Genomic DNA, 21,668 nt, shown 5'->3' with positions numbered 1-21,668 from the left:
CCAGAACCGTCGATCGAACTCACGTGGATGCTTCGGACGACCCATGACAACAACTCCTCAACATCGAGGTGTTGCATCACTCCCTAGAACCCGCCCGCCGATCCGGGGTCCGTTCGTCACGGACTACCCCGAGAAAGGGCTCGTAGTTTGGGACGAAGTGGTGGGGCCGACGGCCGGAAGTCCGACCGGATCGTCCCCAACTACGCGCGGGGAGAGAGCAAGGGGTCAGGCGCGCTTGGTGAGCAACCGGGTGAAGTGCCCGCGGCTCTCGCCATCGAGCCCGTCGTGGCCCAACGCCTCGCGGGCCGCGTCGAGGTCCCCCATCCACGCGGCCAGCAGCACCGGGATGGCCAGGCCGGAGCCGGACCGCTCGACCACGACCTGGTCACCCGGCTCGATCCGGCCGGCCTGCTCGACGGCGAGGTAGCACCCGCCGCGACCTCGCTCGGCGAAGCGGCGCACCCATGCCCGCTCCTGCATGCGAAACGCGAAGTTGGCGCACGGCACCCGCGGCGCGGACACCCGCAGCACGGCGGTGCCGACCGTCCAGATGTCCCCCTGCTCGGCGGCGTCGACGTCGTGCCCGACGGTGGTGAGGTTCTCCCCGAAGAGCCCCGGCGCGATCGTGCGTCCGAGCTCGCGCTCCCAGTGGTCGAGCTCCTCGCGGGCGAACGCGTAGACCGCCTGGTCGGCGCCGCCGTGGTGGTGACCGCTGCCGATGAAGTCGCCGGCCACCCCGGAGAAGCCCTCCCCCGACGGCCCGCGCCGCTTGCGGCCCGGGTCCGCGACGTCGATCGCGTCGACCGGGACCTTGCCGATCCCGGTGGGCGCCCGCCCCTCCCGGAGGACGGCGGGCGCGCCGACGTTGACGGACAGGACGGCGGGGTCGGTGGCCACGAGGACGACCCTAGGCGGACCGGACCCCTCGCTCCCCGCCCGGCCGCTGCTCGGCCCTGCTGAACGGTGACTCCGGGCGCTCGAGCAGGACCCCGTCGACCCGCAGGTCGACGAGCTCGTTGTAGAAGGCGATCCGGTCCGCGATCTCGGCCACGGCGGGCAGCGGAGAGGAGTACGACCACGCCACGTTGACCAGCTCGGGCGGCCCGGGGAAGGTCCAGTAGCGGTCGGCCGTCCCCTTGTAGGGGCACGCCGAGGCGTTTTCGGTGGGCTCCAGCAGCCCGAGGCGGACGTCCTCGCGGGGCAGGTAGTAGCGCGTCGGCAGGCGGGTCTCCAGCAGCAGCACCGGCCGGTCGCTGGCCGCGACGACCACGTCGCCGACCAGCACCTCGACGTGCCGCGAGCTCCGCAGGGTCTCCACGCGCTGGTGCGGGTCGCGCGCGTGCAGGCCCACCGGCTCGTCCTCCTCGGTCCACGCCAGCACGCCCGGCTCCCAGGTGAGCATCACCCGCTCCGGCAGGTCCTCCAGCGTCCACGCGCCGCACTCGACCACGGCGTCGTCGACCACCACGTCGTACCACTGGGCGACCGGGAGGTGCGGACCGAAGAACCACTCCCCTGCGTACGACGACCCGCTCGCGGGCCGCAGGACGCCGGCGGCCACCTCGGTGAGGGCGAACCCGTAGACCGGCGGGAACGCGCCCGGCCACACCAGCAGCGGGTCCCGCGTCTCGACGACCAGCGTGTCGCCGAGGCGGCCGCGGACCCACTTGTCGATCCGCTCGGTGCGGAGCCTGCCCATCGATCGAGTGTGCCACCGGAGTCGGCCCGTCGACCAGACCCTCGGAAGCACGACCGCCCGCGACCTACGCTGGTGGCCTCGGAGGTGACGACATGACCGAGCAGGACCAGCACGGGGACGGCCACGACCGGCCCGGGGACCAGCGCCAGCACGAGCGCGCCCGCGACGACCGGACGGGACAGTCCGCGGCGGCCGCCCGCATCCAGCACCAGGGCCAGTGGGTCGAGCAGCAGCTGCGGATCGCCTTCGAGCGCGGCGACTTCGACGACCTGCCCGGCGCGGGCAAGCCGCTGGAGGGGCTCGGCACGGACCACGACCCCGACTGGTGGGTCAAGAGGCTCGTCGAGCGCGAGCAGATCAGTGTGCTGCCGCCCGCGCTCGAGCTGCGCAAGGAGGACGCGGAGATGGCCGCGCGTCTCGACCGGATCACCGCCGAGTCCGAGGTGCGCGAGGAGGTCGAGTCCTTCAACGCCCGCGTCCGCCGCGCCCGCATGCAGCTGCTCGGCGGTCCGCCGGTGATCACGCCCGAGCGCGACGTGGACGCCGAGGTCGAGGCCTGGCGCGAGCGTCGTACGGCGCGGGTCGAGGCCCAGCGGGCGGCGCTCGCCGCCCAGGAGCCGGAGCCCCGGCCCCGCCGGTGGTTCGGTCGCCGACGCTGAGGGCCGGACCCCGCCGGTGTCGGGTATCCCACACGCCGTACCTGCTGGTAACCGGGTTTCGATAGGTTCCGCCCCATGCGCCCAGCCAAGGACTTCTTCCGCCCGCTCGCCGTCGGGGCACCCACGCCCGTGACCGAGATCCCGGCCCGCCCGAGCCGCGCGATCCACTTCTTCGACCCGTCCAACGCCAAGATGGCGGCCAAGGTGCCACAGATGGTCGGCACCGTCGACGTGCTCCTCGGCAACCTCGAGGACGCCGTCAAGGCCGACAACAAGGAGGCCGCCCGCGCCGGTCTGGTGAAGATCGCGCAGGAGACAGACTTCGGGCCCACCCAGCTGTGGACCCGCATCAACGCCCTCGACAGCCCGTGGGTGCTCGACGACCTGACCACGCTGGTGGCCGAGATCGGCGACAAGCTCGACGTGATCATGGTGCCCAAGGTGCAGGGCGCCGAGGACATCCACTACGTCGACCGGCTGCTCGCGCAGCTCGAGGCCAAGGCCGGCCTCGAGCGCCCGATCCTGGTGCACGCGATCCTGGAGACCGCCCGCGGCGTGGCCAACATCGAGGAGATCTGCGGCGCCAGTCCCCGCATGCAGGGCCTCTCGCTCGGCCCGGCCGACCTGGCCGCCGACCGCCGGATGAAGACCACCCGCGTCGGTGGCGGCCACCCGGGCTACCTCGTCCGCCAGGACGCCAACCCGGACCAGCCCGAGGCGCACCGCGACGTTTTTCAGCAGGACCTCTGGCACTACACGATCTCCCGCATGGTCGACGCGTGCGCGATGCACGGGATCTACCCCTACTACGGCCCCTTCGGCGACATCGCCGACGTGGTGGCCTGCGAGGACCAGTTCCGCAACGCCTTCCTGCTGGGCTGCGTGGGGACGTGGAGCCTGCACCCCAAGCAGATCGAGATCGCCAACCGCGTCTTCGCCCCCAGCGCCGACGAGATCAAGCACGCGCGCCGGGTCGTCGCGGCCATGGGCGACGGCACCGGGGCCGTCATGCTCGACGGCAAGATGGAGGACGACGCCTCCCTCAAGCAGTGCATGGTGATGGTCGAGCTCGCGGAGCAGCTGGCCGCGATCGACCCGCAGCTCAAGGCCCAGTACGACGCCATCACGATCGAGGACTGACCCGATGACCGACTTCCGTCCCCGCCGCTCCGTCCTCTACATGCCCAGCTCCAACGAGCGGGCACTGGAGAAGGCCAAGACCCTGCCCTGCGACGGGCTGATCCTCGACCTCGAGGACGCCGTCGCCCCCGACGCCAAGGAGTCCGCCCGCGAGGCCGCGTGCGCGGCGGTCGCGAGCGGTGACTACGGCCGCCGCGAGCTCACGATCCGCATCAACGGCGCCGACACGGCGTGGCACGCCGACGACATGGCGGCCGCGTGCGCCGCCGGGCCGGACGCGATCGTCGTACCCAAGGTCGACAGCGCCGACGCCGTCCTCGCCCTCGTGGAGGCGATGGTGGCCCACCGGGCGCCCGAGCACACCAAGCTCTGGGCGATGGTCGAGACGCCCTACGCCATGCTCCACGCCGAGGAGATCGCCGCCGCCTCCGAGCGCCTGACCGTGCTGGTGATGGGGACCAACGACCTCGTCAAGGAGCTGTACGCCGAGCACGTGCCCGGCCGCGCGCCGGTGCTGGCCGGGCTCTCGCTCGCCCTCCTCGCCGCGCGGGCCACCGGCAAGGCGATCATCGACGGCGTCTACAACGACGTGAAGGACACCGAGGGCTTCCTCGCCGAGTGCGCGCAGGGCCGGCAGATGGGCTTCGACGGCAAGACGCTGATCCACCCCGGCCAGGTCGAGGGCGCCAACGAGGCCTTCGCCCCCAGCGAGCAGGCGATCGAGACGGCCCGCGGGATCCTCGAGGCCTGGGAGGGCCGCACGTCCCACGTCGTCACCCACAACGGTCGCCTCATCGAGGCCCTGCACGTCGAGTCGGCCGAGCGCACGCTGGCCATCCACGAGGCAATCCGGTCGCTCCAGGGCTGAGCCGCGTGGCACGCTCGGCGCCATGACCGAGCACGTCGCCCTCCTCCACGAGGGCCGGGTCCTCGTCGACGCGGCGGGGACCCTGCCGTCGTTCGTCGACCCGGAGGACGAGAGCACCCTCGCCACCGCCCTGGTGCTGGTCGGCGCCGACATCGCCGTCGCCCCGACGGCGAAGCTGCCCGACGGCCGGAAGGTGCACGTCGTCGGGCGGCGCGGCGCGGCGCCCTCCGGCCGTCTGGTCCTCCCGGGCGACGTGGCCGACCCCGTGGTCGCCGAGGCGGTGGGCCGCGCGGTCACCGAGCTGGACCCGGCCCACACCCCCGACGCCCGGCCCGGCTGGTACCGCCCGGGGTGGTTCGACCGGGTGGAGGCCTGGGTGGACGGCGTCCTGGCCGGTTCCGGTCGGCGCCGCACCGGCCCGCTCGTCCCGGTGAAGATGTGGAGCATCTCCGCCGTCGCCCGCGTCGTCACCGATGCCGGCGACCTGTGGCTCAAGGCGCCCTGCGAGCACTTCCGGGCCGAGGCGCGCGTGCACCCGACCGTGGCGGGCCTCTTCCCGGACCTGGTCCCGACCCTGGTGGCCGTCGAGGAGGCGGAGGGCTGGCTGCTGATGGAGCCGATGACCGGTGCGGACGACGCGGACCGGGCCGACGGCGCCGCGCTCGAGGTCGTACGACGCTGGGCCGCCGCCCAGCTGGCGGCGGTCGGGCACGTCGACGACCTCCTCGCGGGCGGTTGCCGAGGCCGAGGAGTCGACGAGACGCTGGCCGGGTTCCACCGGGTCCTCGCCGGCAGCATCGAGCTCCCGCTGCTGGGCGACGACGAGCTCGCGGCCGTCCGGGGGTGCGCTGCCGACGTGGAGCTCCTCGTGCGGGAGCTCTGGTCGGCGGGCGTGCCGGACACGCTCAGCCACGGGGACCTGCACCTCGGCAACGTCGCGTGGGACGGCCGGTCGCTCCGGATCTTCGACTGGACCGACGGCTGCGTGAGCCACCCGTTCCTCGACGCGTCGCACGTCACGCAGTTCGAGCAGTCCGGTCCCGACGGACCCGCACTCCGGGCGACGTACGCCGAGCCGTGGCGCGCGGCGTACCCCGACGTCGACATCGACCGCGCCTTCGTCCTGGCGCGCCTCGCCGACCTGGTCTTCCAGGCCATCACCTTCGACGACATCGTGAGCTCCACCGAGCCCGGATCACGCTGGGAGCTCGGCGGGGTGGTGGCCGACATCCTGCGCGCCCTGCCCGCGAAGGTGGCCGAGCTCCGCGGGCGCGACCTCACCCTTTTGGAGTAGTCCCACCCGTGCGGGTGTTGGCGTTTCGTCCGCATATCGTGCAATGTGGCTGGTCGGTCTCAAAGTGAGACCTCTTAGGAGGGCAGCACCCATGGTCGTACTCGGCCTGATTCTTCTGATCGTCGGCCTCGTGGCCAAGATCTCCATCCTGACCACCATCGGCGCGATCCTCTTGGTCGTCGGCCTGATCCTCAACTTCGTGCCGATCGGCGGCAACAGCCGCCGGGTCTGGTAGCACCACACCAGGATCACGACACCACGTGGCCCGGTTCCCCTCGTGGGGACCGGGCCACCGTCATGTCCGGGGGCAGGGATTCGTGGAGTGTCGGTGCGAGGGGTGAAGATCTGCCCGTGAGCACGACACGACCGGGCATGCGCGCCTTCTGGTCCTCCCTCTCGGTGGAGGCCCGCTGGCTGCTGTCCACGGTCGTGGTGCAGACCCTCGGGCGCGGGCTCACCCTCCCCTTCACGATCATCTACATGCACGAGGTCCGGGGCATCTCCCTCGACCTCGCCGGCCTGCTGATGGCCTTCATCGCCGTGGTGGCTCTGGCAGTCACCGGGCCGGCCGGGGCCCTCACCGACCGCTTCGGCGCGCGGCGGATGCTGCTGATGTCCACCAGTGCCCAGGTCGTGGGCTGCACGCTGATCGCCTTCGCGTCCACCCCGCTGGAGTTCGCCGTCGGGTTCGTGTTCCTCGGCTTCAACTTCGGCGTCTCCTGGCCGGCGTTCAACGCCATGGTCGCGGCCGTGACGACCGGGGAGACACGCCAGCAGTACTTCGGCATCAACTTCGCGCTGGTCAACCTCGGCATCGGGGTCGGCGGGATCATCGGCGGCTTCTACGCCGACGTCGGCGACCCGGCGACCTTCACCGCGATCTTCCTCGCGGACGCGGCCTGCATGCTGGTGCCGATCGCGTTGCTCCTCGGCCCGCTGCGCCACGTCCACGGCCGGGCCGAGCGCCCCCACGACGCCGACGAGTCGGAGGGCTCCTACCTCGCCATCCTGCGCCAGCCGGTCGTGCTGTGGCTCACCGCGCTCACCTTCCTCGGGACGTTCGTCGGCTACGGCCAGATCGAGGCCGGGCTGCCCGCCTTCGCGCGCACCGTCAGCGAGGTCTCCACGCGGGTGATCGGCATCGGCTTCGCGGTCAACACCGCGACGATCGTGCTGCTCCAGTTCTTCGTGCTGCGCCGCATCAGCGGCCACCGCCGCACCCGCGTCCTCGTCGTGATGACCGTGCTGTGGGCCGCAGCCTGGCTGGTGCTCGGCCTCACCGGTCTCGTGCCCGGCACCGCCGCCGCGGCCTTCGGCGTGCTGGCCTTCAACTTCGTGTTCGCCCTCGGCGAGACGCTGCTCCAGCCGACCATCCCGGCGATCACCAACGACATGGCACCCGACCACCTGCGCGGGCGCTACAACGCCGTCAACGCCGGCGCCTTCCAGACGGGCACGATCCTGGGTCCCGTCGCGGCCGGCTTCATGCTCAACCACGGCTGGTCGTGGGGCTTCGTGTTCCTCTTGGTGGCCGGCTGCGCGCTGATGGGCGTGCTCGCGCTCGTCCTCGAGCGCTCGATCTCACCGACCGTCAACGGCATCACCGCGGGCGACACAACCCTCCACACCGACCCCGCCACCGGCGAGCCGGCCGTCACCGACTGACCGCCGCTGGCGGCAGCTCCGGGTCGACAGCGGGAGTCACGTCGCCTCGCGGCTCGCCGTCAGCCCTCCTGCATCGGGATCCGTACGCCGCGCTCGCGGGCCACCTCGCCGGCGCGGTCGTAGCCCGCGTCGACGTGCCGGATGACTCCCATGCCGGGGTCGTTGGTGAGCACCCGCTCGATCTTCTCGGCCGCCAGCGGCGTGCCGTCCGCGACGCACACCTGGCCGGCGTGGATCGAGCGACCCATGCCGACGCCGCCGCCGTGGTGGATCGAGACCCAGCTCGCGCCCGACGCGGTGTTGACCAGCGCGTTGAGCAGCGCCCAGTCGGCGATCGCGTCCGAGCCGTCGAGCATGGCCTCGGTCTCGCGGTAGGGCGAGGCGACCGAGCCGCAGTCGAGGTGGTCACGACCGATGACGACCGGAGCCTTGAGCTCGCCCGAGGCGACCATCTCGTTGAACTTGAGCCCGGCGAGGTGGCGCTCGCCGTACCCGAGCCAGCAGATGCGCGCGGGCAGGCCTTGGAAGGCCACCCGCTCGCCGGCCATGGTGATCCACTTGTGGAGCCGCTCGTTGTCGGGGAAGAGCTCGAGGATCGCCTTGTCCGTGGCCGCGATGTCGGCGGGGTCACCGGACAGCGCCGCCCAGCGGAACGGGCCCTTGCCCTCGCAGAAGAGCGGTCGGATGTACGCCGGGACGAAGCCGGGGAACTCGAAGGCCCGGTCGTAGCCGCCCTTGCGAGCCTCGTCGCGGATCGAGTTGCCGTAGTCGAAGACCTCGGCACCCTTGTCCTGGAACTCCACCATCGCCCGCACGTGCGTGGCCATGGACGCCTGCGCGGCCTTGGTGAAGCCGGCCGGGTCGGCCTCCCGCTGGGCCTGCCACTCCTCGAAGGGCACGCCGACCGGCAGGTAGAAGAGCGGGTCGTGCGCGGAGGTCTGGTCGGTGACGATGTCGATCGGGGCGTCCTGCTCGAGCAGGGCCGGCAGCATCTCGGCCGCGTTGCCGAGCACCCCGATCGAGAGGGGCCGCCGCGCGTCGCGCGCCTCGACGGCGAGCTCGAGCGCCTGCTCCAGCGAGTCGGCCTGCACGTCGAGGTAGCGGTGCTCGATGCGCCGCTCGATCCTCGCCTGGTCGCACTCGATGCAGATGGCGACGCCGTCATTCATCGTCACCGCGAGCGGTTGGGCGCCACCCATGCCGCCGAGCCCCGCGGTGAGGGTGATGGTGCCCGCGAGCGTCCCCTCGAACCGCTTGTCCGCGACCGCCGCGAAGGTCTCGAAGGTGCCCTGGAGGATCCCTTGGGTGCCGATGTAGATCCACGAACCGGCCGTCATCTGGCCGTACATCGTGAGCCCGAGGTCCTCGAGCCGGCGGAACTCCTCCCAGTTGGCCCAGTCGCCGACGAGGTTGGAGTTGGCGATGAGCACGCGGGGCGCCCACTCGTGGGTGCGCATGACACCGACGGGCTTGCCGGACTGCACGAGCATGGTCTCGTCGTCCTCGAGGTCGCGCAGCGTCCGCACCAGGGCGTCGTACGCCTCCCAGCTGCGGGCCGCCTTGCCGGTGCCGCCGTAGACGACGAGGTCCTCGGGCCGCTCGGCGTTGGCCGGGTCGAGGTTGTTCATCAGCATCCGCAGCGGCGCCTCGGTCTGCCACGACTTGGCGGACAGCTCGGTGCCGGTGGCGGCGTGGATGGGCAGGCGATCGTTCACTGCAGTTCTCCGATCACGGACTGGGCGGCCTCGAGGACCGCACCGCTGGCGACGAGCGAGACGGCCGTCTCGATCTCGGGTGAGAGGTAGCGATCGGGGCCCGGGCCCTCGACCCCGGACTCCCGGAGGAGGCGTACGACGGCGCCGGTGGCCGGCGACGGCTCGAGCTGACGCATGTCGAGGGCGCGAGCGGCAGTGAGGACCTCGATGGCGACGACCCGGGTGAGCCCGTCGACGGACCGGCGCAGCTTGCGGGCGGCCGACCAGCCCATGGAGACGTGGTCCTCCTGCATGGCGCTGGACGGGATCGAGTCCACGCTGGCCGGGACGGCGAGGCGCTTGAGCTCGGAGACGATCGCGGCCTGGGTGTACTGCGCGATCATGTGACCGCTGTCGACGCCGGGGTCGCTCGCGAGGAACGGGTTGAGGCCGTGGCTGCGCGCCTTGTCGAGGAACCGGTCCGTACGCCGCTCGCTGATCGAGGCGACGTCGGCCGTCACGATGGCGAGGAAGTCGAGCACGTAGGCGACCGGGGCGCCGTGGAAGTTGCCGTTGGACTCCACGCGACCCTCCTCCGCGAGCACGACCGGGTTGTCGACCGCGGAGGCGAGCTCGCGACCGGCGACGGTCGCGGCGTGCTCGACGGTGTCGCGGGCCGCGCCGTGCACCTGGGGCGAGCAGCGCAGGGAGTAGGCGTCCTGGACGCGGTTGCAGTCGCCGGTGCGGTGCGAGGCGACGATCGCCGAGTCGGCCATCAGCGCGGTGAGGTTGGCGGCCGAGAGGGCCTGGCCGGGGTGGGGGCGGATCGCCTGGAGCTCGGGGGCGAAGACCCGGTCGGTGCCGAGCTGGCCCTCCACGCTCATCGCGGCGGCGACGTCGGCAGTGCGCAGCAGCATCCGCAGGTCGCTGATCGCCATCACGAGCATGCCGAGCATGCCGTCGGTGCCGTTGATGAGGGCCAGACCCTCCTTGGCGGCGAGCTCGACGGGGGTGAGCCCGGCAGCGGAAAGCGCCTCGGCGGCGGGCAGGAGGGTGCCGGACGCGTCGCGCACCTCGCCCTCCCCCATCAGCGCGAGGGCGCAGTGCGACAGCGGGGCGAGGTCCCCGGAGCAGCCCAGCGAGCCGTACTCGCGCACCACCGGGGTGATGCCCGCCGAGAGCATGTCGGCCATGAGTCCGGCGGTCTCGCGGCGTACGCCGGTGTGCCCGGTCGCGAGCGTCGACAGGCGCAGCAGCATCAGCGCCCGGACCACCTCGCGCTCGACCTCGGGCCCGGAGCCGGCTGCGTGCGAGCGCACCAGCGAGCGCTGCAGCTGGGCACGCATCTCGGTCGGGATGTGCCGGGTGGCGAGGGCGCCGAACCCGGTCGAGATGCCGTACGCCGGCGTGGGCGCCGCAGCGAGCTCGTCGACGACCGCACGGGCGCGGTCGATGGCCGACAGTGCGTCGTCGCCGATCCGGACGGCCGCGCCGTCGCGGGCGACCGCGAGGACGTCGGCGAAGGAGACGGGTCCGGTGCCGACGGTCACGGCCGGAGAGGAGGGGGTGTGGCTCATGACCTCATCCAATCCCTCGGCGGCTGCGGGCGACAGGGCCCGACGAGCGGCCTCGTCTCGGATCCGAGACCTCCTCCCGGAGGAGGTATCTCGCGGACGAGACACGCGCCTAGGGTGACGGGAGGTACGGCGCCGCCCGAGGTCGTCGTACGGGACGAAGGAGCAACCGTGACCACCGAGCAGATCATCTGGATCGTCGTCATCGCCGTGGCGGCGCTGGCCATCATCGGGTTCATCGTCTCGTCGATGCGCAAGCGGAGCCAGCAGGACAACCGGGCGCGTGCGGCCGAGATCCGCGAGCAGGCCGAGGCCAAGGCGGCCGTGATCCCCGAGGCCCAGGCCAAGGCCCAGGCGGAGGAGGCCCGCGCCGAGCAGGTCCGGCTCGAGGCCGAGCGCGCCGAGGAGCGGGCCCGCGAGGCCCGGGGCGCGGTCGCGCAGGAGGAGGCACTCCACGAGGACCGCATCCGCGCCGCCGACCGGCTCGACCCCGACGTCAACCACAAGGCCAAGGACTACACGCCCGGCTCCCACGCCGCCGAGCGCACCGAGCCCGAGGCCGCGGACCCGCACCCCTCGGGCGCATCGATGGGGACGCACGCCGCGGACAGCGCCGCCCACACCGATGGGCGGGTGGACCGGACCTCCACCTCGTCCGGAGCGGTGGACGAGCACCCCACCGAGCAGCACCCCACGGAGCAGCACCCCACGGAGCAGCACGTCGCCGAGGAGCCCGCCCGCGACGAGCACCCCACGACGACGCACGCCACGGACGAGCGCGCCCGCGACGAGCACGCGACGACGAGCGACCCCGAGACGATCTTCGACAGCCGCGACTCCGAGACCACCTCGACGGACTCCTCCACGTCGGAGACCCCCACCACGCCCGGCCGGCGCATCGACCCCGACGCGGCCCCGGAGCCCGACTGGACCGACCCCGACCAGCGCGACGGGACGGCCGGTGGCACCACCGGAGGCTCGCACCGAGCCTGAGCGACGCGTCCGGATCGGGCAGGATGTGGCGCCATGAGCCAGGTCCCGGCGGCGTCGCGCGCGCTGCGGGTGCTGCGCTTCCTGGCCAGTCAGCCCGATCCGGTGCCCCTCGACCGGATCATGCGCGCGTGCGACCTGCCGCGCAGCACGGCGTACCACCTCGTCAACACCATGATCGACGAGGGCTTCGTGGTGCACCTCGCCGACGACCGCCGCTACGGCCTCGGCGTCGCGGCGTTCGAGGTCGGCACCGGCTACGCCCGGCAGGAGCCGCTCGGCCGGATCGCGCGCAGGCCGCTCGCCGCCCTGGTCGACCGCACCGGCCACGGCGGACACCTCGCGGTGCTGCACGGTCGTGACGTCCTCTACGTGCTGGAGGAGCGGGCACCCGGCCGGCCGCCGCTCGTCACCGACGTCGGGGTCCGCCTGCCCGCCCACCTCACCGCCAGCGGCCGCGCGATCCTGATGTCGCTCCCGGCCAGCCAGGTCCGCGCGCTCTACCCCGACCGGGCCAGCTTCGTGGACCGGGTGGGCACCGGGCCGGCCTCGCCCGGCGCCCTGCGCACCGTGCTGTCGGAGGCGCGGCAGCGCGGTCACGCGGTCGAGGACGGCGAGGTCAGCCCCGGGCTGGCCAGCGTCGCCGCGCCCGTGCTCGACCACAACCAGCACCCGGTGGCCGGGGTGGCGGTGACGTTCCCCGTCGACGAGGACGTCGACCGCGAGCGCCTGGCGGGCGCCGTCCGGGCGACGGCGCAGTCGCTGACACGCCGCCTGGGCGGCTGACCGGCAGAGGGCCTGGGCGGCTGACCCGCAGAGGGCCTGGGCGGCTGACGGGCCCTCCCGCGACCATCCCCGGAGACGACTAACGCCGGGTGGTCGATGACCACCCGGCGTTGTCTCTTGTCTGCGATCGAGGTGACACCGTGACTGCGGAACGGGCCCATGTTCCCGTGCCGCGGACCCCCCCGGATCCGTGGTGCTGCTCGAGCGCCTCGCGTGGCCGAAGCCTGCGATCTCGATGGGTCAACACTCGCAAGGAGCCCTCAACGGCTCTCCCACCACAGATCCACCAGTTGGTAACAAAGCTGGGGACGTCACCGCGCCGCGACTGGCGCCGGAGCCCGGACGGACGACCCGGGGCCCGGCGGCGAGTGACCCCTCTCACCTCCACGGGTGAAGTTACCGACAGGTAGGATCCTCCGGGTACGCGAGATGCGGCGAGCTCCGGGCGCGCCGCGGCACTACGCTCGCCAGACGTCCGCACGACGGCACGTCGGACCCGCCGAAACCGAGGAGCAACCCCTCATGCAGATCATCGCGATCGTCGTCTCGCTGGCCATCACGGCCGTCGCGGTCGGACTCGCCGTCCAGGCCATCCGCTCGATGCTGGCGGTGATCCGGACCGGTGGGCCCGATACCACGCGCAGCGACCAGGCGGGCCGACGGCTGGCGACGATGTTCAAGGAGACGCTGGGTCACACCCGGATGCTCCAGTGGACGTGGATCGGCATCATGCACTGGTTCGTCTTCGCGGGCTTCATCTTCCTGTCCTCGCTCGTCTTCGGCGCCTACCTGCTGATCTTCGACGCCCACCAGGCCTTCCCGGTGATCGGGACGTGGATCGTCTACGAGTGGCCCGTCGAGCTGCTGTCGTGGCTCACCCTGATCGGCATCGTCTACCTGATCGCGGTGCGGCAGAAGAACCACCCCCGCAGCCTGGGCCGGAAGTCGCGCTTCTTCGGGTCGAACTTCTGGCAGGCCTACTTCGTCGAGGCCGTGATCCTGAGCGTCGTGCTGCTCGGCATCCTGCTGCGCACGATCGAGTACGCCCTGCTCAACAACGCGTCGTACCTCGCGGACCACCCGGAGGCCGCCGAGCACAACGGGCTCCTGCACTTCCCCACGACGGCGTGGCTCGGCGAGCTGTGGTCCGGCCTGTCGCTCGGGACGCTCGAGAACCTCGTCTACTTCCTCGCGATGGTCAAGATCCTCGTCTCGATGACCTGGCTGATCGTCATCGCCCGCAACATCACCATGGGCGTGGCCTGGCACCGCTTCACCGCGTGGTTCAACATCTTCTACAAGCGCGAGTCCGACGGGTCCACCGCGCTGGGTGCGATGAAGCCGCTCACCTCCGCGGGCGTCCCGGTCACGCTCGACGACATCGAGGAGCTCGACGAGGACTCCACGCTGGGTGTCGGCAAGGTCGAGGACTTCTCGTGGAAGAACATGCTCGACTTCACCACCTGCACCGAGTGCGGTCGCTGCCAGTCGCAGTGCCCCGCGTGGAACACCGAGAAGCCGCTCTCGCCCAAGCTGCTCATCACCGCGATGCGCGACCACGCGTACGCCAAGGCGCCGTACGTCCAGGCCGGAGGCGAGGGCAGCGAGGCCGCCACCGCCCTGCTGGAGAAGGACGAGGTGCTGGCCCGCGAGGTCGCCCGTCCCCTGGTCGGCGACACCGGTGACGAGTGGTTCTACATGCCCGAGGACGGCACCGCCGTCATCGACTCCGACGTGCTGTGGAACTGCACCTCGTGCGGCGCCTGCGTCCAGCAGTGCCCCGTCGACATCGAGCACGTCGACCACATCATGGACATGCGCCGCTACCAGGTGCTGGTCGAGGCCAACTTCCCCGCCGAGCTCAACCAGCTCTTCAAGGGACTGGAGAACAAGGGCAACCCGTGGAACATGTCGTCCACGGCGCGGATGGACTGGGCCAAGGGCCTCGACTTCGACGTGCCCGTCGTCGGTGAGGACCTCGAGTCGCTGGAGTCCGTCGACTGGCTGTTCTGGGTCGGCTGCGCGGGCGCCTACGAGGACCGCGCGAAGAAGACCACCCGCGCCGTCGCCGAGCTGCTCGACATGGCCGGCATCTCCTTCGGCGTGCTCGGCAACGGCGAGACCTGCACCGGTGACCCCGCGCGTCGCGCCGGCAACGAGTTCGTCTTCCAGGGCCTGGCCATGCAGAACGTCGAGACCTTCAAGGAGTACAAGGTCAAGAAGGTCGTCTCGACCTGCGCGCACTGCTTCAACACCCTCAAGAACGAGTACAAGGACTTCGGCATCGAGCTCGAGGTCGTGCACCACACCCAGCTGCTCAACCGCCTCGTCCGCGAGGGCAAGCTGACCCCGATCCAGGACGGCGCCGGTGCCGCGAAGCGCTCGATCACCTACCACGACCCCTGCTACCTCGGCCGCCACAACCAGGTCTACTCGCCGCCGCGCGAGCTGCTCCAGATCCTGCCGGGCGCCGAGTTCACCGAGATGGAGCGCAACTCCGAGAAGTCCTTCTGCTGCGGTGCCGGTGGTGCCCGCATGTGGATGGAGGAGAACATCGGGGAGCGGATCAACGTCAACCGCACCAAGGAGGCCGTCGGCACCGGTGCCGACCAGATCGCGGTCGGCTGCCCCTTCTGCCGCGTGATGCTCTCCGACGGCCTCACCTCCGAGCAGGCCAAGGGCAACGCCCGCGAGGAGGTCGAGATCCTCGACGTCGCGCAGATGCTGCTCGCCTCGGTCAAGGGCGAGCCCGCCACCAAGGCCGGGCCCGGTACGACGTCCGCGCCGGCCGCCGCTGCGGCCGCCGGGGCCGCCTCGGCCGGCGCGACCTCGGGTGGCGCCGCCGCGACCGACACCGACGTGGCCACCAAGGCCGAGCCGGAGCCGGGTGACGTCACCGACACCGCGGACACGGTCACCGAGACCGCGGGCGTCGGCCCCGCCGCCAAGGCGTCCGGCGGCTCGTCACTCTTCGACGTCGACAACTCGAGCTCGGACACCGCACCCCAGAAGTCCGTCGCCGACACCCCCTCCGACGCGACCCGCGCGTCCGGGACGCCGAAGAAGGAGGAGTCCGGGTCGCTGTTCGACCTCGGTGGCGACGAGCCGGCCGACAAGTCCACGGCGGCAGAGCCCGCCGCGGCCACCCCCGCTCCTGCGGAGCCCGCCGAGAAGCCTGCCGCCAAGCCCCAGGCCGACCTGGGCTCCGGTGGCTCGCTCTTCGACCTCGGTGGCGACGAGCCCGCCGACAAGTCCACGGCGGCAGAGCCCGCCGCGGCCACCCCCGCTCCTGCAGAGCCCGCCGAGAAGCCGGCCACCAAGCCGCAGGCCGACCTGGGCTCCGGTGGCTCGCTCTTCGACCTGACCGCCGACGAGCCGGCCCCGGCCAAGCCCGCCCCTGCGGCCCAGCCCGAGGACAGTGCCGAGGCCTCTTCCTCCACCGAGACCCCGGCCCAGCCGGCCCCGGCGAAGGCCGCACCCTCCGCCGCCCTGGGCTCGACCGGCTCGCTCTTCGACATCGCCGCCGAGCCCGCGCCGAGCGGTGAGCCAGCCACCTCGACGGCCACCCAGGAGGTGGCTGAGGCACCGCCCACGGAGACCGACACGGCCGACACGCCCGCCGGCGATGAGGCAGCCACCCCCACCCCCACCCAGAAGGTGGCTGACGCACCGGCACCGGTGTCGTCCGGAGCGACCTCGACCCCGGCCACCTCGATCCCCGAGGGCGGGTCGCTCTTCGACCTCGAGGCCCCCGCGGCACCGGCACCGGCACCCGCAGCCGCGCCGGCGACCACCCCCGAGGAGCCGCAGGCCGCGACGCCCGAAGCCACCCCGGAGGAGCCCCCGGCGACCGACGACGAGGCGACCAACGAGGCGGCCGCCCAGACGAAGGACTCGACGCCGACCGACGAGACGGCGTCCGACGAGGTGGCGAGCCCGACGACCGAGGTCTCGGACGTCCCGGCCGAGGAGACTGCTGCCCCGGCCGCGAGCTCCGGTCGGACCAGCACCCCCGCGACGTCGATCCCCGAGGGCGGTTCGCTGTTCGACATCGAGGCGCCCACCCCGGTGGCAGCCCCGGCTGCCGCAGCCCCAGCCACCCCGTCCGAGGCCACCACCGAGGAGCCGCAGGCCGCGACGCCCGAGGCCACCCCGGAGGAGCCGCCGGCGCCGTCGGACCAGCAGTCCGCTCCGGCGACCGGGGCGACGGGCGCCTCCGAGGAGACGCCGACGGCCGACGGCCTGGCCGGCGGCGCGACGCTCAGCCAGGCGGCGACCGTCGCCGCGGCCGAGGACGAGCCTGCCGACGGGGCGACCGCCGCGGCGACGCCCCAGCAGGATGAGGCCCGGCAGGACGAGCCCCAGCCCGAGCCGGAGGCCGCCGACGAGCAGCCCGCCCAGGCCACCGAGTCGGCGGACGTCCGGGCGGACACCCCGGAGGCGGAGGCTCCCGCAGCAGAGACGGACGACCAGCCGGACACCCCCGCGCCGACGTCGAGCGGGGCCACCCACACCCCGAAGACCGACGTGGACATCCACGAGGCCGGGTCGCTCTTCGACCTCTGAGCACCACGCATCACCTGCACCACCCGCGCACGACCACGGACGCGGTCGACCGGACATCCGGCGGCCGCGTTCGTCGTACCCGGCCGGGCAGCTCGCAGCCGTCGTCGTCGTAGACCCGCGGACACAAGTCCGGCCGGCCCGCCGGCGTACGCCTCAAACGGGCCGCAGCGGAGGGTTGTGTCCGCGTGTCTACGCGCGCCGGACCGACCGCGGAGGAGCCGCGCCGCACCAGCATGACAACACTCTGACGCCAGAAGCTCTTGTCATGACGTCATAGTAATGTCATAGTGGTGCGCATGGACATCACGCCGTACGTCGACAGCCTCCGCCGCGACCTGCTGGCCGCCGCCGAGGCCGGTGGCGACGAGGCCCGCCAGGTGGCCGAGCGCCTGAGCTACGCGCTGGACGCCAGCGCCCGGTTGGCCCTCATGGAGGCCATCTCCCAGGCCGCGGCCGAGATCAGCACCGAGCTGCCCCAGGGCGGCGTGGACGTGCGGCTCAACGGCCGCGAGCTCGACTTCGTGGTCGAGGTGGCGCCGACGAGCGTCGCACCGGCCGCCCCCGCGCCGCCGACCCCGCCCCGGCCCGAGGACGTCGAGGAGGGCGACCTCGCCCGCGTCACCCTGCGCATCCCCGAGTCGATCAAGACCAGGGCGGAGGAGAAGGCCACGACCAGCGGCCAGAGCCTCAACACCTGGCTCGTGTCGGTCATCCGGGCCGCCACCTCCGACCACGCGATCAACGTGGACATCGACCTCTCGAGCATCCCGTTCTTCGGCCACGACCCCTTCAAGGGAGGCAACCGCGGCAACCGCCGCATGACCGGCTGGCTCTGACCAGCACCCGCACCGTCCGTCCGGCGCCACAGCGATCCAGCACCCAGGCTGGACCGCGGGCCGAGCACACCCTGGAGACACCCCATGGACCACACCTTCGACACCCCGGACCCCATCGAGCTGTACGTCGAGCTGGGGAAGGGCCGCATCGACGTCACGGCCACCGACACCGACACCACGTCGGTGACGGTGACCGGCGACCACGCCGACGAGGTCGTCGTGGAGCAGCGCGACGGCCAGATCGCCGTGGTGGCGCCCCGCACCACCGGCTTCCTCAGCGGCGGCAGCCGTCGCTACACCGTCTCGGTCGTGCTGCCGACCGCCAGCGCGCTCGCGCTCAAGACGGGCAGCGCGGACACCCGGGCCCTCGGTGAGTACGGCGCCACGTGGGCCACCACGGGCAGCGGCGACCTCAGCGTGGAGCTGGTGAGCGGCCCCCTCGAGGTGCAGGCAGGCAGCGGCGACCTGAGCTTCGCCGAGCTGCGGGGCGAGGGCCGGATCAAGAGCGGCTCCGGCGACGTCCGGGTCGGCCGCGTCGGCGCGGCGCTCACCCTCTCCACCGGCAGCGGCGACGTCGCCGTCGACTCGGTCGCCGGCAGCCTCGCCGTCAAGACCGGCTCGGGCGACGTCCGCGTCGGCGAGAGCACCGACGACGTGTCCTTCTCCACCGGCAGCGGCGACCTCCAGGTCGGTGTCGCCCGCCGCGGGCGCTTCACGGTCAAGGGGGCGAGCGGCGACGTCCGCCTCGGCATCCCCGCCGGCACCCCCGTCTGGACCGACATCACCACCGTCACCGGCAGCATCCACAGCGACCTGGGCGGCACCGGCGAGCCGGCCGAGGGCCAGGACCACGTCGAGGTCCGTGCACAGGTCGCCACCGGCGACATCACCCTCCAGCAGCGATGACATCCACTCCGACCAGGAAGGAGCAGGCCATGTACGGAACGACCGAGATCGAGCAGATCGCGCGGCACCACCGCGACGAGCGGCAGCGTGCCGCCGCCCGACGCTGGACCCGCAAGGCATGAATCAGGACTTCATGGCGACGCCCCGGCGCCAGTAGCCCATGAAAGCCACCTGGCTGCGGTCCATCCCCAGCTCCCGCACCAGGTGCCGGCGCAGCCCGGTCACGACCTTGGACTCCCCCGCGATCCACGCGTAGACGCCGTCCAGCCGCCGTCCCGAGCCTGCCGAAGGGTCGTGGCCGACAGTCCGGGAGGCCTCGATCTCCTCGCCCGACGAGGAGTACGACGGGGTCTCCCACAGGTCGGGGTCCACCTCGTCCGGGGGCACCTCCACGACCGCGCCGGGCGTCCCGAGGTGGGCCACGACAGCCGCGTGCAGGCGCTCCCCGAGGGGCGCGCCGTTGCGGGGCAGCCAGGTCACCGAGACGCCGTCGGGGCGGCGTACGTCGACGACGTCCCCGGTCTCCGGGACCTCCATGAAGACGGCGCCCGAAGCCGCTGCCGGCAGCTGCTCGAGCACCGCGCACACCGCCGGCACCGCCGTCTCGTCGGCCGCCATCAGCACCTCGGCACCCGGGCCGGGGGTGAACTCGATGCCGCCGTAGGGGAAGCCACGGCGCGGCGCCATCATCACCAGCCGGTCGCCCGGGGCGGCCTGCGCGGCCCAGAGCGACCCGGGACCCACGGCGTCGCCGTCGAGGTGAAGCACGATGTCGACCACGATCCGGGTGTCGGCACCGGCGCCGCGGACGTCCCGGACGGTGTAGGTGCGCATGTGGCCGCGCTCGGCGACCGGCCGGTCGAACCACGTGGAGAACCACGAGTCGTCGGCCCCGGCGACCGTCGTGAGGCCGCCGGTCAGCGGGTCGGGGAAGACGAGCTTGATCCGCTGGTCGTAGCGCGGCCCGTCCACGCCGAAGTCCGCGAGCCCGGGACCGCCCAGCTCGACACGGACGAACGACGGGCTGAGGCGCTCGGCGGAGACGACCTCGACCTCGCAGAACAGCATCGGCAGTCGGTCGGATGTCACAGTCATCGGTTCTCCTGGTTGGTGGCACTGAGGTGGCGGCCCACGGGGACCACGAGCGGGGTGTGCGAGACGGGGTCGTCGATCACCCGGTTGTCGAGGCCGAAGACCTCCCGGACGACCTCCTCGGTGACGACCTCGCGGGGGGTCCCCTCGGCGACGACCCGGCCACCCCGCAGGGCGACGAGGTGGTCGGCGTACCGGGCCGAGAGGTTGAGGTCGTGCAGCACCATGACGATGGTGGTGCCGCGGCGGGCGTTGAGCTCAGCGAGCAGGTCGAGCATCTCCACCTGGTGGGCGACGTCGAGGTAGGTCGTGGGCTCGTCGAGGAGGAGCAGGTCGGTCCCCTGCGCCAGCGCCATCGCGATCCAGACACGCTGGCGCTGGCCTCCCGAGAGCTCGTCGACGACGCGGTCGGCCAGGCCGAGGGTGTCGGTGAGCGTGAGCGCCTCGGCGACCGCCTCGTCGTCCGCGCTCGTCCAGCGCCGGAAGGTGCCGTGGTGCGGGTGCCGGCCGCGACCGACGAGGTCGACGACGGTGACGCCCTCGGGGGCGACGGGGTTCTGGGGCAGCAGGCCGAGGACACGGGCGACCTGCTTGGTGGGCTGCCGGTGGATGACCTCGCCGTCGAGCAGCACGGCACCGGACTGCGGCCTCAACAACCGGGCGATTCCCCGCAGCAGGGTCGACTTGCCGCAGGCGTTGGCCCCGACGATGACCGAGACCTTGCCGTCCGGCACCCGGAGGTCGAGGTCGTGGACGACCGCGGTGTCGGCGTAGCCGAGCGTCAGCCCGGCGGCCGCCAGCCGGGAGGTCCCGGTGCCTGGATGGGTGGGGGTGGCGGTCATGCCGCCCTCCTTCCGGTGCGGCCGCGGACGAGCAGCCAGAGCAGGAACGGCGCACCGACGGCGCCGGTGACGACGCCGACCGGCAGGTTGGTGTCGGGGATCAGGTAGTCGGCGACGTAGTCGGCCGCGACGACGATGAGCGCGCCGGCGAGCGCGGACCCGAGGATCGTGGTCCGCCCGCCGTTGAGGGCCCGGGCGATCGGGCCGGCGAGGAAGGACACGAAGGCGATCGGCCCCGCCGCCGCGACGCCGACCGCGACCAGCACGACACCCAGCAGGAGCAGGAGCTCGCTGCGGGTGCGCGAGACTCCGAGGCCTGCGGCGGTGTCGTCGCCCAGCTCGGTCGCGCGCAGCGACCGGCACAGCCACCAGGTCACGGGCAGCAGCACCGCCAGCACGAGGGCGAGCAGCCGGATCGTCGGCCAGGCGACACCGTTGACGCTGCCGGTGAGCCACCGCAGGACCAGCTGCGCGTCGTACTCGTCGACCCGCGTGAAGACGTACTGGATGACCGACTGCATCGCCGCGGCGAGACCGATCCCCACCAGGATCAGCCGGTGCCCGCCGTGCGGGCCGGCGACGAGCCGCACGACCAGGGCGACCGAGATCGCACCGAGCACGGCGACGCCCGAGACCGGCAGCCCCTGCCATCCCCACAGCGCGATCGCGACGACCGCCGTAGCGCTGGCCCCTAGGCTCACGCCGATGATGTCGGGGCTGGCCAGCGGGTTGCGCAGGGTCGTCTGGAAGAGCGCGCCGGCCACGCCGAACGCGACGCCGGCGAGCAGGGCCAGCACCGCGCGGGGCAGCTTGCTCTCCATCAGGATGTACGTCGCGCCCGGGATGTCGGTGCCGGTCAGGATCCGGAAGAAGTCCGGCACCGTGATCGTGTAGTCGCCGAGCAGCACCCGGGCGGCGAAGGCACCGAAGAGCGCCACGGACAGGCCGCCGATGACGAGCGCGTACCGGCGCTGCGGCGTACGACGGGCGGCCCGGACGACCTCGAGCGCGTCGACGTCGGCAGTGGCGGCGGTCCCGGTGGGGGTGAGCATGTCGG

Annotated in this window: 18 protein-coding genes; 11 read left to right on the top strand and 7 right to left on the bottom strand. The window is 72.5% G+C overall.

Annotated features, from left to right (window positions below; genetic code table 11):
* Positions 1 to 225: 225 nt before the first annotated feature.
* Together DAE25_RS18250 and DAE25_RS18245 are read right to left on the bottom strand one after the other, a co-directional pair.
* Positions 226 to 897: an MOSC domain-containing protein gene (locus tag DAE25_RS18250; protein WP_199907671.1), complete on the bottom strand. Its 672-nt coding sequence runs from the start codon at positions 895 to 897 to the stop codon at positions 226 to 228.
* Between the two features lie 10 nt (positions 898 to 907).
* A complete protein-coding gene (locus DAE25_RS18245) occupies positions 908 to 1,699 on the bottom strand; it encodes a DUF427 domain-containing protein (RefSeq protein WP_107767564.1) in 792 nt (263 codons plus the stop codon).
* 92 nt (positions 1,700 to 1,791) lie between these two features.
* Between DAE25_RS18245 and DAE25_RS18240 the strand changes: the two genes are divergently transcribed.
* The 6 genes from DAE25_RS18240 (at position 1,792) to DAE25_RS18220 (ending at position 7,325) form a co-directional block, all read left to right on the top strand.
* Positions 1,792 to 2,358, top strand: a complete 567-nt coding sequence (locus DAE25_RS18240) for a DnaJ family domain-containing protein (protein WP_107767563.1) — start codon at positions 1,792 to 1,794, stop codon at positions 2,356 to 2,358.
* Positions 2,359 to 2,433: 75 nt separating this feature from the next.
* On the top strand, positions 2,434 to 3,498 hold the full coding sequence (locus DAE25_RS18235) for an HpcH/HpaI aldolase/citrate lyase family protein (protein ID WP_107767562.1): 1,065 nt from the start codon (positions 2,434 to 2,436) through the stop codon (positions 3,496 to 3,498).
* 4 nt (positions 3,499 to 3,502) lie between these two features.
* Positions 3,503 to 4,366, top strand: coding sequence for an HpcH/HpaI aldolase/citrate lyase family protein (locus DAE25_RS18230; RefSeq protein WP_107767561.1), 864 nt, complete (start codon positions 3,503 to 3,505; stop codon positions 4,364 to 4,366).
* 22 nt (positions 4,367 to 4,388) lie between these two features.
* Entirely contained in the window at positions 4,389 to 5,660 is a 1,272-nt protein-coding gene (locus DAE25_RS18225; RefSeq protein WP_107767560.1) for a phosphotransferase family protein, read from the top strand.
* A 91-nt stretch (positions 5,661 to 5,751) separates the two neighbouring features.
* Positions 5,752 to 5,895, top strand: a complete 144-nt coding sequence (locus DAE25_RS23620) for a hypothetical protein (protein WP_199907670.1) — start codon at positions 5,752 to 5,754, stop codon at positions 5,893 to 5,895.
* A 116-nt stretch (positions 5,896 to 6,011) separates the two neighbouring features.
* Entirely contained in the window at positions 6,012 to 7,325 is a 1,314-nt protein-coding gene (locus DAE25_RS18220; RefSeq protein ID WP_199907669.1) for an MFS transporter, read from the top strand.
* A gap of 59 nt (positions 7,326 to 7,384) precedes the next feature.
* On the opposite strand, the gene hutU is transcribed toward DAE25_RS18220, so the two are convergent.
* Entirely contained in the window at positions 7,385 to 9,040 is a 1,656-nt protein-coding gene (gene hutU, locus DAE25_RS18215) for a urocanate hydratase (RefSeq protein ID WP_107767558.1), read from the bottom strand.
* Entirely contained in the window at positions 9,037 to 10,596 is a 1,560-nt protein-coding gene (hutH, locus tag DAE25_RS18210) for a histidine ammonia-lyase (RefSeq protein ID WP_107767557.1), read from the bottom strand. Before hutH ends, hutU begins: the two co-directional genes overlap by 4 nt.
* Before the next feature lie 168 nt (positions 10,597 to 10,764).
* Between hutH and DAE25_RS18205 the strand changes: the two genes are divergently transcribed.
* The 5 genes from DAE25_RS18205 (at position 10,765) to DAE25_RS18185 (ending at position 18,677) form a co-directional block, all read left to right on the top strand.
* On the top strand, positions 10,765 to 11,586 hold the full coding sequence (locus DAE25_RS18205) for a hypothetical protein (RefSeq protein ID WP_107767556.1): 822 nt from the start codon (positions 10,765 to 10,767) through the stop codon (positions 11,584 to 11,586).
* A 33-nt stretch (positions 11,587 to 11,619) separates the two neighbouring features.
* On the top strand, positions 11,620 to 12,369 hold the full coding sequence (locus tag DAE25_RS18200) for an IclR family transcriptional regulator (RefSeq protein WP_107767555.1): 750 nt from the start codon (positions 11,620 to 11,622) through the stop codon (positions 12,367 to 12,369).
* 522 nt (positions 12,370 to 12,891) lie between these two features.
* Positions 12,892 to 16,935 carry a (Fe-S)-binding protein gene (locus DAE25_RS18195; protein ID WP_199907668.1) on the top strand — a complete coding sequence of 1,348 codons (4,044 nt, stop codon included), beginning with the start codon at positions 12,892 to 12,894 and terminating at the stop codon, positions 16,933 to 16,935.
* A gap of 296 nt (positions 16,936 to 17,231) precedes the next feature.
* Complete coding sequence (locus tag DAE25_RS18190) at positions 17,232 to 17,771, top strand: pilus assembly protein HicB (protein WP_107767554.1); 540 nt, start codon at positions 17,232 to 17,234, stop codon at positions 17,769 to 17,771.
* An 84-nt stretch (positions 17,772 to 17,855) separates the two neighbouring features.
* Positions 17,856 to 18,677: a DUF4097 family beta strand repeat-containing protein gene (locus tag DAE25_RS18185; protein ID WP_107767553.1), complete on the top strand. Its 822-nt coding sequence runs from the start codon at positions 17,856 to 17,858 to the stop codon at positions 18,675 to 18,677.
* A 123-nt stretch (positions 18,678 to 18,800) separates the two neighbouring features.
* On the opposite strand, the gene DAE25_RS18180 is transcribed toward DAE25_RS18185, so the two are convergent.
* The 3 genes from DAE25_RS18180 to DAE25_RS18170 are packed head-to-tail and all read right to left on the bottom strand — an operon-like array spanning position 18,801 to position 21,663.
* Positions 18,801 to 19,772: a siderophore-interacting protein gene (locus tag DAE25_RS18180; protein ID WP_234411131.1), complete on the bottom strand. Its 972-nt coding sequence runs from the start codon at positions 19,770 to 19,772 to the stop codon at positions 18,801 to 18,803.
* A complete protein-coding gene (locus DAE25_RS18175; RefSeq protein ID WP_107767552.1) occupies positions 19,769 to 20,611 on the bottom strand; it encodes an ABC transporter ATP-binding protein in 843 nt (280 codons plus the stop codon). Before DAE25_RS18175 ends, DAE25_RS18180 begins: the two co-directional genes overlap by 4 nt.
* Positions 20,608 to 21,663 carry a FecCD family ABC transporter permease gene (locus DAE25_RS18170; protein WP_107767578.1) on the bottom strand — a complete coding sequence of 352 codons (1,056 nt, stop codon included), beginning with the start codon at positions 21,661 to 21,663 and terminating at the stop codon, positions 20,608 to 20,610. Before DAE25_RS18170 ends, DAE25_RS18175 begins: the two co-directional genes overlap by 4 nt.
* Positions 21,664 to 21,668: the final 5 nt, after the last annotated feature.

The sequence above is a fragment of the Nocardioides terrigena genome (genome assembly GCF_003047265.1).
Lineage (GTDB): Bacteria > Actinomycetota > Actinomycetes > Propionibacteriales > Nocardioidaceae > Nocardioides > Nocardioides terrigena.
The sequence above is the reverse complement of the archived record's forward strand: the minus strand, read 5'-3'. Positions and strand labels throughout refer to the sequence as shown.